Here is a 15,427-nt window from a genome sequence, read left to right as displayed (position 1 = left end):
CTCCCTTTGATTAAATTCCCATTCCTTTGCCAGCAAAAAACTAACTATCATGAGAACATTTCATCTATTAGCTTTATTGCTGTGTATATCTCTTGCCAACGCGCAGAGTATGCGTGAGAAGATATCACTTAACCCCAACTGGCGCTTTGCTAAAGGGCATGCAGCAAATCCCGGAAAAGACTTCAATTACGGACTTGCACTTTCTTTCTCTAAAATTAATTTTCTACAAGAGGCAACAATGCTTCAGGACGATCAAAAATCGCGCCTTGAAGTTCCTCACACAGAAGTCTATAACGATAGCCTGTGGGAACAAGTATCCATACCTCATGACTGGGGAATGACTTTAGGCTTTGACATAAATCAACTTAAAGTAAAAGGTTACCGCAAACTGGGCGGGCGTTCACCGGAAAATAGTATAGGATGGTATCGTAAGAAGTTCAAACTGACGGCAATCAAAGGATGCCGATACACATTGGAATTTGAAGGTATTTTCAGAGATGCACAAGTATGGATGAATGGCATTTATCTGGGAAGAAACGAAAGCGGATATGTTCCTTTAACTCTTGATGTAACCGAGTGTTTAAATTATGAACCAGAAAAAGAAAATGTGATAACGGTACGGGTAGACGCTACACAATCGGAACTATGGTCATATGAAGGAGCAGGTATTTATCGCAATGTATGGTTGCACCGCACTTCTCCGGTACATATTCCGCAATGGGGCACATTTGTAACTACCGACGTAAATATTACTCAAAAAGAAGCAGATGTAAAAGCTTTGATAGAAATAGCCAATGAAACTGACAAAGCAGTAAACGTCACCTTAAAAAATACGATTATAGACATGCAGGGAAATCAAGTAGCTTACATTGAAAACAACCTGAAAATCAATCCGCTTGACAAAAACGATATAGAAACTTTTATGCAGGTGAAGAATGCAATGTTATGGTCACCAGAAACACCTTATCTATATAAATTGCAGACAGAGGTAGAAGTGAATAAAAAGGTGGTTGATAGTTACATCACTCGTTTTGGAATCCGTACCATAGCATTTACACCTGACCAAGGGTTTCTCCTGAATGGAAAACGAGTACAAATACAGGGAGTATGTTGTCATCAAGATCATGCAGGAGTAGGAGTAGCAGTGCCTGACCGTCTAAACTTCTGGCGCATACAGAAATTAAAAGAGTTCGGGGCCAATGCCTATCGTGCGTCTCATAATCCTCCCACTGTCTCTCTTCTGGAAGCGTGTGATAGTTTAGGAATGCTGGTTGTAGATGAAATGCGTATGATGAGTTCCAGTGATGAAGGGCTTAGCCAGATGAAGACCATTATCCGACGTGACAGAAATCACCCCTCCATTATTCTTTGGTGCTTAGGCAATGAAGAACCAGCCATTCAAAAAACAGAAAAAGGAAGAATGATAGCTGAGCGGATGAAAAACATACAGCATAAACTGGATCCCACCCGCATGTGCACAGCAGCAATGAACGGGGGATGGGGAACCGGCTTTTCATTAGCTGTAGATGTACAAGGATCTAACTATTTCAGAATAGGGAATATGGATAATGTGCATAAAAAACTTCCCCACCTTCCCTGTATTCTGACGGAAGAAGCCAGTACACTTACTACCCGGGGAATTTATACCACTATAAAAGAAAAAGATTATCATCAATCCTACGATCATGATCGTCCTAACTGGGGAGCTACCGCACAAGAATGGATGCGTTATGTTGATACTCGCAAATATATTGGTGGAGCATTTGTCTGGACCGGATTTGATTATGGTGGAGAAGCTTTGATGCATTACTGGCCGGGAGTAGTCTCAAACTTTGGCATTTTAGATTATTGTGGCTACCCGAAAGATGCATATTGGTACTATAAGGCTTGGTGGACTGATGAGCCTGTATTACACATTTTGCCTCACTGGAATGGTATAGGAACAGATTCCGTCGATGTACAGCTATACACAAACCTGGATGAAGTAGAATTTTTCCTTAATAATAAGAGTTTAGGCAAAAAGAAAGTGAATAAGTATGACATACCCACCTGGCGTGTCAAATATATTCCGGGGAAACTGACAGCTAAAGGTAAAAAAGAGAATCAAAAATATACAGAGAGTATAGAAACAACCGGAGAGCCAGCATTAATACAATTAAGTAGCGAAAACGGAGATTCAATAAATGGAGATGGTAATGACATTGCCATTATCACCGCCCGAATACTTGACTCTAAAAAACGTATAGTTCCCACTGCCGATAATTATATTAGTTTCAAAGTAGAAAATGGTACAGTGTTAGGAATAGGTAATGGCAATCCTTCGTGTCATGAACCTGATGCGTTTCCACAAAATGCTCCTATAGGAAGGAGTGCTTTCTCCGGCTATGCACAACTTATTATAAAAAGTGATGGTTCAGGAAAACCCATTCAGATAAGCGTAACAGCCGAATCTCTAATAACAAGTCACTTAACAATTTATATCCGGTGATTTATAGTCATAATCTCCATCTCCTAAAATAAACTTTTTTAGACTGAGAGACAAGAAAGAACGACTGAAATAAGCTAGTAAAGATAGTGTTGTAAATCAATACATTACAAGATGTTAAGAGTTTGTCAATAAAGAGTTAACTTCTTGTTGACAAACTCTTAACTTCTTGTCGACAGGGTATTAAAGTCATAAAAACTCTATATAAAAGTATAACATTCCGTTGCCGGGAGTCTATTATCTGCTTATATTTGCCACCAATATAAACGAATAGAAAAGAATAGAACCATGAAACACATCTTATTATCATTATGCTTACTTATCATAAGTTTAGCCACCTATGCCGGTGACAAACCCACAGATACTAAACTGGATATTTTCCTGTTTATCGGCAACATATCCCTAATTCCTACTGTGTGTCATCCAGAGAATTGGTTCCCCTGATTAATGAGAAAGACCCTCACTTCAGTGCTGACAGCCAGGTTATTCTGGGCAAGAGATATGCAGAAGTAGCGTATAAAGCTTGTTATGCCAACGATAACGGAAGCAGTGCACAATAGATTAAGAATAAAAAAGATACGAAATGAAAAAGAATTTACTATTATTACTATGCCTGTTTTGTTTAGTTAATCTCTGCGATGCGAAAAACAAAAGTACATTTACAGTTTTTCAATTAAACCTGTGGCATGGAGGTACTAAAGTACCTGATGGAGACCAAGGAATCATTGATATACTGGACCAGACGAATGCAGATGTAGTCTTCCTGTGTGAAGTCAAAGATGGAAAACGGTTTATACCACACGTGATAGAAGAATTGAAGAAGAGAGGAAAACACTATTATGGAGAAACTTTCGATCTGGCAATTGGTATTTTAAGCAAATTCAAACCAGACAGCATGACTAAATGCTGCATTGTACCAGGCGACGAAAGTCGTGCTATGGTAAAAATGACGACTACAATCGAAGGGCAATCAGTTTCTTTCTATTCCTGTCATTTAGATTATCGAAATTATGAATGTTACATGCCACGCGGATATAGCGGCACAAGTTGGAAGAAGATAGATAAACCCATAACAGACGAATATGAAGTTCTGAAAGCCAATCGTTTGTCATTCAGAGATGAGTCTATCCATACTTTCGTACAGGAAGTACAAACCGATATTAAACAAGGACGTCCGGTTATCATGGGAGGAGATTTCAATGAGCCTTCACATTTAGACTGGCAAGCAGACACCAAAAATCTATGGGACCACAATGGAGCGGTTATTCATTGGGATTGTTCAATGATGCTTCATAAAGCTGGATTTAAAGATAGTTATCGTGAAAAATATCCCAACCCTGTTCGATATCCCGGATTCACATTCCCTGCCGGAAATAAACTTGCAGAAGAAGCTAAACTTGAAAAATTAGCTTGGGCACCCGAAGTGGATGAACGTGACCGGATTGATTTTATTTATTATTATCCGATGAACTCGATTCTTTCATTGAGAAATAGCATTTTAGTAGGTCCTTCCGAAACAGTTGTCAGAGGAGTAATAACTGAAAACGATTCCAAAGATAAGTTTCTGCTCCCCTCCGGTGTTTGGCCTACCGACCACAAAGGAAACCTTGCTACTTTTAAGATTCATAAGACTTCTTCGAAATAGTGTGCTCTGCCTTCATTTAACGGCAAGTAAGGTAAATGAGCACAAAAAGATGAAAGCAAGAAGAGGAGTATAATAAGAAAAAGATAAGTCCTTGAATTTTAATAATTCAAGGACTTATCTTTTATTAAAGTGGAGCTGGAGGGAATCGAACCCTCGTCCAAACGAGGAAATCATAAGCTTTCTACATGCTTATCTTTGCTTAGATTTTCGAGCAACGGCAGAACCAAAGCCATCAATCGTTGCCTTATCCTTTAAAGTTTCATTCTTGCCTCAAGGCCGACAAAAACTATCCCCGATGTAACTGCACCACTGTATCGGAATGCTTCGGAGCAACAGCTTCCGAGTGATGTCTCGTCCCAGCACCTAGTGCCGGGATTAAGCTAATCTACTATGATTCGATTAAGCAGCAAGAGCGTATTGTCTTTCGCCAGATAAAATTTTGAAGACTGAGATTAAAGTGCAAATCAACGACGCACTGCATGCTTACTTACTATTTCTACCCGCTGTCAAATCCAGTCAACCCCAGATAAATCTAACGTATTAGAAATCAGAAAAATGCAGCCACACTAAATAGTATCAATAACAAAAAGACACCAGAATACTATCTCATAGCCGCATATCTTTCCTGCAAAGATAGGAAATCTTTTGTTTTCATACTTCATTTATTAGCAAATATTATAATCCCGATGCGAACGTAATGGCAGAAGTCAGCTTTTTATCATTCACAATGGAATATATCATACACAAACATGGACAATTTTGCCCACTCCCTCCCCTTGAATTGCCGTATCTTTGTCTGTAGATTTAAAAGAAAACCTATATACCATGAAAAGAATAATTACGACTTGCCTGCTGTTGAGTGGCACCTGTCTGTTGTCAGCCCAAAAGATTCCATCCGTGTACAAACCCGCGAAAAGTGAGATATACCGGAAAGGCTGGATAGACTTCAACAAAAACGGAGTGAAAGATGTGTACGAAGACCCCAACGCCACGCTGGACGCACGCATCGAAGACCTGCTCAGCCAGATGACACTGGACGAAAAGACCTGCCAGATGGTCACCCTCTACGGTTATAAACGCGTATTGAAAGATGACCTCCCCACCCCCGAATGGAAGCAAATGCTTTGGAAAGACGGCATCGGTGCCATCGACGAACACCTGAACGGCTTCCAGCAATGGGAACTACCCCCATCGGATAATCCGAACGTATGGCCAGCCTCCCGCCATGCCTGGGCACTGAACGAAGTGCAACGCTTCTTCATAGAAGAAACCCGCCTCGGCATTCCCGTAGATTTCACCAATGAAGGCATCCGTGGCGTAGAGAGCTACCGTGCCACCAACTTCCCCACCCAACTGGGATTAGGACACACCTGGAACCGTGAACTTATACACCAGGTGGGACTTATCACCGGGCGGGAAGCCCGTATGTTGGGATACACCAATGTCTATGCTCCTATTCTCGATGTAGGCCGCGACCAGCGTTGGGGACGATATGAAGAAGTGTACGGCGAATCTCCTTACCTCGTAGCCGAACTAGGCATTGAGATGGTGCGCGGCATGCAGCACAACCACCAAGTGGCAGCCACCGGAAAACACTTTGTTGCCTACAGCAATAACAAAGGTGCCCGCGAAGGTATGGCACGTGTAGACCCGCAAATGTCTCCGCGCGAAGTGGAGATGATACACGTCTATCCCTTCAAACGAGTCATAAAAGAAGCAGGCATGCTGGGAGTAATGAGTTCGTACAATGACTACGACGGCATCCCCATACAAGGCAGTTATTACTGGCTGACTACACGCCTGCGTGGTGAAATGGGATTTCGCGGATACGTCGTTTCCGACAGTGACGCCGTAGAATATCTCTATACGAAACACAGCACTGCCAAAGACATGAAAGAAGCCGTACGCCAAAGTGTGGAGGCAGGTCTGAACGTACGTTGTACCTTCCGCTCACCGGACTCGTATGTATTGCCGCTACGCGAACTGGTAAAAGAGGGCGGACTGAGCGAAGACGTCATCAACGACCGCGTACGTGACATCCTGCGTGTAAAGTTCCTTGTCGGACTATTTGATGCTCCCTATCAGACCGACCTTGCAGGGGCCGATAAAGAAGTGGAGAAAGCAGAGAATGAAGCAGTAGCCCTGCAAGCCTCACACGAAAGCCTCGTCCTGTTGAAGAATGAAAACAACGTATTGCCACTGGACATCAACAACGTAAAAAAGATAGCCGTATGCGGCCCGAATGCCAATGAAGAAGGTTATGCACTGACGCACTATGGTCCGTTGGCAGTAGAAGTAACCACGGTATTGGAGGGTATCCGCCAAAAGACCGAAGGTAAAACAGAAGTGCTGTATACAAAGGGATGCGACCTTGTAGACGCCAACTGGCCGGAAAGCGAACTCATCGAATATCCCATGACTGATGAAGAACAAGCAGAAATAAACAAAGCCGTAGAGAATGCACGCCAAGCTGATGTAGCCGTCGTTGTATTAGGCGGCGGACAACGCACCTGTGGTGAAAACAAATCACGCAGCAGCATTGACCTGCCGGGACGACAACTGAAACTTCTTCAAGCCGTGCAGGCAACGGGAAAGCCTGTTGTACTGGTGTTGATTAACGGTCGTCCACTTTCTATCAACTGGGCGGATAAGTTTGTCCCCGCCATTCTGGAAACCTGGTATCCAGGGTCTAAAGGTGGCACGGCAGTGGCCGATGTACTCTTCGGAGATTATAATCCGGGCGGAAAGCTGACTGTTACCTTCCCCAAAAGTGTGGGACAAATCCCTTTCAACTTCCCCTGCAAACCTTCCTCACAAATTGACGGGGGAAAGAATCCGGGACCGGATGGAAATATGTCACGTGTCAACGGTGCTCTTTATCCCTTCGGATACGGTCTGAGTTATACCACCTTCGAATATTCCGATATCAAAATCAGTCCGAAGGTGATGACTGCCAATCAGAAAGCCACCGTACGCTGCAAAGTTACCAATATCGGAAAGCGGGCAGGCGATGAAATAGTGCAACTCTATATCCGCGATATGCTGAGCAGTGTCACCACTTATGAAAAGAATCTTGCAGGGTTCGAGCGCATCCACCTGCAACCGGGAGAAACGAAGGAAGTTACCTTCACCCTCGACCGTAAACACCTGGAACTACTGGATAAGCACATGGAATGGGTGGTAGAACCGGGAGACTTCAGCATCATGATAGGTGCCTCTTCCGAAGACATTCGTCTGAATGGAATGTTGACAGTAGAAGACCCAAACGCTCCTATGCAAACGCAAGCCCAAACAGACAGTCCTGTGACTGCCAGCACCAATCCGGAAAGCGTAATGAACGTACTTGATAAAAAAATGAATACTGTTTGGGAGGGAAATAAAGGAGATTATATTACCTTTGCCTTAGAGAACGGCTCTAAGGTAGATGGTGTTTCCATTGCATTCAGCAGAAGCAACGGTCTGCCGGCAGAGTTTGAGATACAGCTTTCGGGCGGTGGCGGACAGTTCCTGACGGTTTATTCGGGTACAGTCAGCGAGTACGGCAAGCTGATTTCATACACGTTCAAAGGAACCACTGCCAGCGACTTGCGCATCGTGCTGAACGATGACCGTGTAGGGGTGGCGGAAGTGAATTTTAATGAAGAATGAGGAATGAAGAATGAAAAATTACCTTGCGGCATATTCAAATAATTCAGCAAAATTCTTCATTCCTCATTCTTCATTCTTCATTAAATAAAAATTATAGTATCATGAGAAAACTTCTTTTCTTTATGCTTGGATTAGCTATGGTGGCCTGCTCTCCTCGTAAGGCGGGAAACGTAAACAGTGAAAGTGATGAACTCACCATGTTGGTGGGCACGTATACCGACGGAAACAGTAAAGGCATCTACACCTTCCGTTTCAATCAGGCAACAGGTATGGCAACGGCACTCGGTTCCATTGAAGTGCTCAATCCTTCCTATCTCGTTCCTTCCGAAGACGGCAAGTTCGTCTATGCCGTCAGCGAAATGAACGATACGACGGCAGCACTCAATGCTTTCTCCTTCGACAAAAAAACGGGACAGCTTCGTCTGTTGAACCGCCAGCCGACTATGGGTGCCGACCCATGCTACGTTTCCACCAATGGAAAAGAAGTACTTACAGCCAACTACAGCGGCGGAAGCATGTCCGTCTTTCCACTGAAAAAAGACGGTTCATTGGAACCCGCCGATACCCTTTTTGAAGGTAGCACCGGCGGACCGGACGCTGACAGACAAGCAACACCCCACGTACATTGCGCCGTCTTCTCTCCGGACGGAAAATATATCTTCGCCACCGATTTCAGTGCCGACCGCATCCTGCGCTTCGTGATGCATCCGAAGAGTATCATCCCCCACCCCTCTACCGAAGCCATCGAAGTGGATTCCAATTCCGGTCCACGCCATCTGACATTCAGTCCCAACGGAAAGTATGCCTATCTTATCAGTGAGTTATCAGGTAATATCACCGCTTTCAGCTATCTGGATGGAAAATTAGAAAAGATACAAACTATTGCCGCCGATACGCTCCGTGCACGTGGCAGTGCCGATATACACCTAAGTCCCGACGGGAAATACCTCTATGCCAGCAACCGGCTGAAAGGTGACGGCATTGCTATCTTTGAAGTAAATCCTGAAACCGGCATGCTGGCAAAGGCAGGATACCAACTGACAGGTATCCATCCGCGCAACTTCATCATCACCCCGAATGGAAAGTATCTGTTGGCAGCTTGCCGGGACAGCCATGTGATTCAGGTATTCCAACGCGATCCCATCACAGGACTGTTATTCGACATACATCAGGATATCAAGGTGGATAAGCCCGTTTGCATCCAATTCGTAAAATAACCGGGCAAAAGTTTGACTTCCGGTATTTAATATCGTATATTTGTCAACGTAATCCTGATTTAGATTTGGATTTATAGATAGTAACAGGGAGAAGCAATACTTCTCCCTGTTTTTTATATCCAAAACATCATTTATCGGAGTAAAACAGACCATCTATTGAGGCAAAACACACCATCTATCGGAACAAAACATACTATCTATTGAGACCAAACATACCATCTATTAAGACGGAAAGTACCGGCAGCTCCCTCAATTCGGTTATTCTGTTAATATTCCGTAATTCTACTCTTGACAAAAATAACTTCATTAACTTTGTCCCTTAACCGAAATTGTTTTAACAACGCGACTTATGAAGAAAAAAAATATAATATTGCTTTCAGCCCTGTTATTCTCCGTGACCGCTGTAGGTCAAACGGAAGTGACGGCCGGTGTCACCCGTGGCAAGGACTATGGGGTGACTTATGTATTGCCTAAAACGGAAATTGAACTCACCGTGCAAGTTACCAAAAACATCTATACTCCCGGAGAATTTTCTAAGTATGCCGAACGCTATCTGCGATTAACCAACGTTTCTCCCGATTCGGAAACCTACTGGACACTGGACAAGATACAAACGGAAGTTATCGGCGTACCCGATAATGAGAATGTATATTTTGTAAAGATGAAGGATAAAACCGTAGCCCCTCTCATTGAGTTGGGCAAAGACGGTATCATCTATTCCATCAACATGCCATTGGGCAGCGGACAGAAAAAGGCAACTCCCGTAGAGCCTAAAGCTACGGATAACACTCCTAACCTCAATCCCCGCAATTTCCTGACAGAAGAAATTCTGATGGCAAATTCAACGGCAAAGATGGCGGAACTGGTAGCTAAGGAAATTTATAGCATCCGCGAAAGCAAAAATGCCCTGTTGCGTGGCGAAACAGACAACATGCCCAAAGACGGTGCACAACTGAAACTTATGTTGGACAACTTGACTTTGCAAGAACGTGCCTTGACAGAAATGTTCGCCGGTAAAGTAACAAAAGAAGAGAAGATATACAACATCCGTATCGTTCCTAAAGAAATGAAGAACGAAGTCGCTTTCCGCTTTTCAAAGAAATTAGGAGTTGTAGCCAATGACGACCTGGCAGGCGAACCGGTGTACATCACAATAACAGACCTCAAAACCATTACTATTCCTGCTGAACTTCCCAAGAAACAGGTAGATGGCGTTGCATACAACGCGCCCGGCAGAGCTAAAGTTACATTGAAATACCAGAACGAGGAGTTGTATAATTCAGAAATACCCATTACACAATTTGGCGTAGTCGAATATCTTGCTCCCGTGCTGTTCAATAAGAACTCCACAATTAAAGTGTTATTCAACCCTGACACAGGAGCTTTGGTCAAAGTAGACAAAGAATGAAACTGAAGGAATTAAAAATTAAAGGCTGCGCAGTTAATGTTCAAACACTGCGCAGCCTTTAATTTTTAATTTTTAATTTTCAATTTTCAATTTAATAAGTTCATCCTTTTGCAATCGCATCACATAAGTCGTAACCCGCGAAGCATAATTCTCGTCAGGATGAAAATGTTCGGCAAGCAGAGAAATTATCTCTTGCACGGTATGCTGCCCATCTATCAGTTTCCAGACAGCACTGCCGTGTTCTTCAAAGCGAATATGAATATCGGGAGACATACTTTTTGGTAACAAAAGACGGCGCATCCATTCATATTTGAACCGGGGGTAGGAAATTATAGCGCAATCCCCTTCCCATTCCGTCATGATATGGTTACAACGCACCGGAATAGCATCCAGTAGACTGATTTTACCTTCAAGTGTTCCCATTTTTACCTATTCTTGAATATTAGGTTCTTCCAATTGATAACCATACTTTTTATCTGCCCTCTTCAACAAAAAGGCTACCACAAGAGATAAGCAAGCAATACCGGTGAAAATACACATAGGTATTGTATAATCATATATATTCGTACCGTCAGTTTTTTGCCCCACTATACAATAAACATCAAGCACTTTACCAATCAGGGTAGGAATACCCCACAGACCGATATTCTGGATAAAGAATATCAATGCATACGCTGTACCTAACTGGCTTACCGGGAATATCTTGGCAACAGCAGGCCACATGGCAGATGGTACCAGCGAGAAAGCAATACCCAGAATAATCATCAATGCAATAGCTACCAGCCAATAATCAATGGCAGGAATGGCATATATAAAGTGTACACCTATCAGCATGGCAGCACCTAATATCATAATAGAAGCCGATTTGCCGCGCTTATCAATAAACCCGCCGAATACCGGAGTCAGAATCAGTGCACCCAATGCCGGCAACCCGGCAAAAGTTCCTGCCACATTTTCATTAATGCCATATTTGATAATCATTAATTCGGAAGCAAACTTCTGGAAGGGGAACACACATGAGTAGAACAACACACACAGCAAAGCTATCAGCCAGAACCCCGGATTAACCAAGATATTCTTCACATCTTTGAAAGAGAACTTCTCTTCCTCTCCTTCCGTACCGGCCGCTATGGCAGCCGCTTCCATCTGCTTATCCAGCTTCTTATCCATCACGGAGAAAATAAAGAAAGCAACCAAGCCACCCACTAATAAAATTAAACCAACCAATACCGGAGTGGTGATTCCGAAAGCACGTGCCAAAGGAATAGCTACTGCATAACCGGCTTGCGAACCAATACGAGCTAAAGCTACCTGTACACCCATAGCTGTAGCCAATTCTTTACCTCTAAACCATTTAGCTATAATCTTAGAGACAGTGATACCGGCAACTTCTGCACCTACACCGAAAATAGAATAACCGGCAAAAGCAACAAATACTCCGGCTTTATAACCGAAAATTTCATTAAGACCAAAGATTTGTGCATCCGGTCCTGCAAGTCCTGTCATTGCATAGTATTCGAGTGCTGTACCTCCTACCATCAAGATGGTTGCCAATTTTCCTGTGAAACGGATACCAAAACGGTCGAGAATCAGTCCTCCCCAAATCAACATCAAGAAGAATACATTCAGGAAACTGTAACCACCGGTAAAGAATCCAAAGTCCGTGCTCGACCAAGCCAAGTCTGTCTCCAGCATCGTTTTCAACGGTGCTACCACGTCGTTTACATAATAAGCTGCCATCATCGTGAAGGCAACAATCACCAACGCGCCCCATCGGGTAGCTTTGGAGTCATTCAATTTAAGTTTCAATTGTTCTGTCATTGTACTATTTATATAAGATTTTAAATTATTGCTTTAAGATTGCATAATCCCGACAAAGGTAATTAAATCTGGCATAAAAAGAAAAGAGGCTGACACCTTTTCAGTGTCAACCTCTCTCTTATTTCTGTTTGCGGTTCATCCGCGCATAGCTTTAGTTAGCCGGTTCTTCAGCAGCCGGAGCAGGAGTTTCAGGAACTGCAGGAGTTGCAGGTGCTTCTGTCTGCGGAGCAGTTGTACCAGACGGCATGTTATACGGGTTGGTTTTTTCTTCTTGCTGAGCTTGTTCCATAATTACGTCACCACCTCTACCAGAAGAAGTAGGAACAACATAAGCAGTAGCAATGCTCATAACGACCATGAATGCAGCCAAGCTCCATGTAGCTTTTTCCAGAAAGTCAGTAGTCTTGCGAACACCCATAATTTGATTGGAAGAAGAAAAGCCGGATGCCAGACCGCCTCCTTTGGAATTTTGAATCAATACAATGAAACACATCAGCAAGGATGCAATCACCATTAAGATAACTAATAATAAGTACATTTTGTTATTTTGATTTAGCGTTAATAATCAATTTCTCCAAAAATCTGATTTGGTCTGCAAAGTAAGCATTTTTTTTTGGATAATTCAAACTTAATTTTTTAATAATTTCAAGTGCCTTGTCATATCGGTGCTGTTTGATATAAATTTTAGCCAAAGTTTCGGTAAAACAGCTATCATCCAAATCATCGGGAACTGATTTCGGAGTTGTTTCCTCATCAGTTTCTTCATTCTCCGTTTCCTCTTCTTGCTCTGCTTTTACCTGTACCGACTGAATGGTCTCATCGGAAGCAACCTCCGTTTCCTCTTCTTCCATATCGTTTTCAGTCAATGGCAACAGAAGCACTTTTTCTTCTTTAGGCAACTTCAGGCTGATTCCTTCTTCTGTCTCACTCTGGCGAATAAAGCCGTCTATCAAATCTTGTCCACGCAACTTCGGTACTTTTGCCGGAACAACTGAAGACCTATCCGTCCCACCCGTTTCTTCCTCATCCTGCACCAGATAGGAGGTATAATCCATGGTATAGTCCAGTTCCGTCGTCTGAAAATGTTCTTCGGGAACAGTAGCAAGGAAGGCATCTATCAGTGAAAGGGTGCGGTCAATACTCGGCTCCTTTTCCATATCCTTTTCGGCAATGTGCACGGAAGTATGGGGATGAAGAGTATACCGATCACCTTCAATCAGGTAAAACAATACACGGCGGTCTGATACATACAATACCGCTTTACGCAGTTCCGCACCGAAATTAATATCGTGCAGCACATAGAGATTCTTGAGATAGAGCAAACGTAGGGACTGAAAATAAGGATAGCGGGCTACCAGCGTACGAAGTTCATACAAGGTATCCCGGTTCAACGCCTCGGGATGCTGTATCCATTGTTGCAAATGTACAGGCGTCATTCCTTATATTACCAGTTAGCTACGGTTGCGTTAAATATTTGTTCTGTAATATCTTTCACCATCTTGGTTATCAAGTCATCCTGCACATCAGTCAGCAGCAGGGAAGAATCATAAGTCTGGAAAGCCGTGAACTGTTGATCGGTGAAATCATCTTTATGGTCGGTATTATTCACAAAAGTAACCTTTACCGTCAAAGTAACCTTCACCTTTGAAGAAAATCCACTTGCATCTACCGCCTCATTATATTGATTATAACCGGTAATCTCACCATCAATTTCAAGGTCGGCATTGCCATTAACCAGCGATAGGCGCGTCTGGCGCATAAACAGGTCTTTCAAATCCTGATTAAACTGTGTAGCTAACGGGGCGTAGACATACTCCGCACGATTCTGGAAGTCAGCTATCGAAATAGTCTTCACCTTAGCGTAGTCAATCGAACTAATCGGTGCAAGTCCGACTTTAATACTACACGAATTTACTATCAGTAATATACCCAGCAGGATAACTGTCGAGGCAATCTTTTTAATCCAATCCATATTCTTTAATCTTTCTGTATAAGGTACGCTCGGAAATATTCAAATCCTTTGCCGCACTCTTGCGTTTGCCATGATGTTTTTCCAAAGCCTTCCGTATCATTTCTTTCTCCACTTCATCCAGAGAGAGAGATTCTTCTACATATTCTTCCGTATCCTGTATGTCTTCATCCATTTCATGAGATGGCTTTATGGAAGGGTGAATAATAGTAGGCACACTCGGAGAAACAGGAGCCACCACTGCAGGTGGCTGGGCATAATAGGTGGTCGATACAGCCGGAGCAGCAGTCTTTGCACGCTCGGTCATAATCTCATGCACCAGTTTCTTCAATTCCGTCACATCCTGACGCATATCGAAGAGAACCTGATACAGAATTTCCCTTTCGCTCCCGAAACTCTTGGACTCTTTGACACCGAACAAAGCCGGAAGCCGCTGCATATTATTCTGATCCGGCAAATAACCTTTCAGAATAGTGCCATTGATTTCACGATTCGTTTCAATGATGGAAATCTGCTCTGTGATGTTCTTCAATTGCCGCACATTGCCGGGCCATGAATAAGAAGTCAGTAACTGCCGGGCATCATCTGTCAATTGAATGGCAGGCATACGATATTTTTCAGCAAAGTCCGAAGCAAACTTGCGGAATAACAAGAAGGCATCCTCTCCACGCTCACGCAGAGGAGGCACCTGAATAGGTACGGTATTGAGACGGTAATACAAGTCTTCACGGAAACGTCCTTCGGAAATGGCTTGTGCCAGGTTCACATTGGTAGCTGCCACAATGCGCACATTGGTTTTCTGCACCTTAGATGAACCGACTTTGATGAACTCTCCACTTTCGAGCACACGAAGCAGGCGTGCTTGGGTAGGCAAAGGCAACTCTCCCACTTCATCCAGAAAGATGGTTCCTCCATCTGCTTCACCAAAATATCCTTTCCGCTCACCGATAGCACCGGTAAACGCTCCTTTCTCATGACCGAACAATTCCGAATCAATAGTTCCTTCGGGGATGGCACCGCAGTTCACCGCGATGTACTGGCCGTGTTTCCGCCTACTATACTGATGGATAATCTGGGGGAAGCTCTCCTTACCCACACCACTCTCTCCGGTAATCAGTACAGACAAGTCGGTAGGCGCCACCTGAATGGCAACGTCTATCGCACGCATCAATGCTTCATTGTTACCAATGATGCCAAAACGTAATTTTACCTGTTGTATCTCCGCTTTCGTCAT

The 15,427-nt window shown here is 43.4% G+C and carries 12 protein-coding genes and 1 other RNA gene; 6 read left to right on the top strand and 7 right to left on the bottom strand.

The genetic code is table 11. The features are described from left to right. Positions 1–49 precede the first annotated feature (49 nt). From galA to QZ135_RS09045, 3 genes are all read left to right on the top strand, one after another. Positions 50–2,488, top strand: a complete 2,439-nt coding sequence (gene galA, locus QZ135_RS09055) for a beta-galactosidase GalA (protein ID WP_294608123.1) — start codon at positions 50–52, stop codon at positions 2,486–2,488. A gap of 413 nt (positions 2,489–2,901) precedes the next feature. Next, a complete protein-coding gene (locus QZ135_RS09050; RefSeq protein WP_294608121.1) occupies positions 2,902–3,045 on the top strand; it encodes a hypothetical protein in 144 nt (47 codons plus the stop codon). A 23-nt stretch (positions 3,046–3,068) separates the two neighbouring features. Then, a complete protein-coding gene (locus tag QZ135_RS09045; RefSeq protein ID WP_294608119.1) occupies positions 3,069–4,130 on the top strand; it encodes an endonuclease/exonuclease/phosphatase family protein in 1,062 nt (353 codons plus the stop codon). A 127-nt stretch (positions 4,131–4,257) separates the two neighbouring features. Here the strand turns inward: QZ135_RS09045 and ssrA are convergent. Continuing rightward, positions 4,258–4,654: a transfer-messenger RNA gene (gene ssrA, locus QZ135_RS09040) on the bottom strand. A 301-nt stretch (positions 4,655–4,955) separates the two neighbouring features. Between ssrA and QZ135_RS09035 the strand changes: the two genes are divergently transcribed. From QZ135_RS09035 to QZ135_RS09025, 3 genes are all read left to right on the top strand, one after another. Beyond that, entirely contained in the window at positions 4,956–7,778 is a 2,823-nt protein-coding gene (locus tag QZ135_RS09035; RefSeq protein ID WP_294608116.1) for a glycoside hydrolase family 3 N-terminal domain-containing protein, read from the top strand. Between the two features lie 101 nt (positions 7,779–7,879). After that, positions 7,880–8,995, top strand: a complete 1,116-nt coding sequence (locus QZ135_RS09030) for a lactonase family protein (RefSeq protein ID WP_294608114.1) — start codon at positions 7,880–7,882, stop codon at positions 8,993–8,995. Between the two features lie 349 nt (positions 8,996–9,344). Continuing rightward, positions 9,345–10,403, top strand: a complete 1,059-nt coding sequence (locus QZ135_RS09025; RefSeq protein WP_294608111.1) for a DUF4831 family protein — start codon at positions 9,345–9,347, stop codon at positions 10,401–10,403. A 72-nt stretch (positions 10,404–10,475) separates the two neighbouring features. Here the strand turns inward: QZ135_RS09025 and QZ135_RS09020 are convergent, their stop codons facing one another. The 6 genes from QZ135_RS09020 to QZ135_RS08995 form a co-directional block, all read right to left on the bottom strand. Next, positions 10,476–10,826, bottom strand: coding sequence for a PqqD family protein (locus tag QZ135_RS09020; RefSeq protein WP_294608108.1), 351 nt, complete (start codon positions 10,824–10,826; stop codon positions 10,476–10,478). Positions 10,827–10,832: 6 nt separating this feature from the next. Next, positions 10,833–12,224 (bottom strand): MFS transporter, encoded by a 1,392-nt coding sequence (locus tag QZ135_RS09015; protein ID WP_294608105.1) that lies wholly within the window; start codon positions 12,222–12,224, stop codon positions 10,833–10,835. Between the two features lie 151 nt (positions 12,225–12,375). After that, positions 12,376–12,762 (bottom strand): preprotein translocase subunit SecG, encoded by a 387-nt coding sequence (gene secG, locus QZ135_RS09010; protein WP_294608101.1) that lies wholly within the window; start codon positions 12,760–12,762, stop codon positions 12,376–12,378. A gap of 4 nt (positions 12,763–12,766) precedes the next feature. Next, the gene (locus QZ135_RS09005; RefSeq protein ID WP_294608098.1) at positions 12,767–13,660 is read right to left on the bottom strand and encodes a tetratricopeptide repeat protein; all 894 of its coding nucleotides are present in this window, start codon (positions 13,658–13,660) and stop codon (positions 12,767–12,769) included. 8 nt (positions 13,661–13,668) lie between these two features. After that, positions 13,669–14,196, bottom strand: coding sequence for an LptE family protein (locus QZ135_RS09000; RefSeq protein ID WP_294608095.1), 528 nt, complete (start codon positions 14,194–14,196; stop codon positions 13,669–13,671). Further along, complete coding sequence (locus tag QZ135_RS08995; protein WP_294608093.1) at positions 14,183–15,427, bottom strand: sigma-54 dependent transcriptional regulator; 1,245 nt, start codon at positions 15,425–15,427, stop codon at positions 14,183–14,185. Before QZ135_RS08995 ends, QZ135_RS09000 begins: the two co-directional genes overlap by 14 nt.

The sequence above is a fragment of the uncultured Bacteroides sp. genome, from assembly GCF_905207245.1.
Lineage (GTDB): Bacteria > Bacteroidota > Bacteroidia > Bacteroidales > Bacteroidaceae > Bacteroides.
Note: the sequence above shows the minus strand (reverse complement) of the source record. Positions and strands in the feature narration are given on the sequence as shown.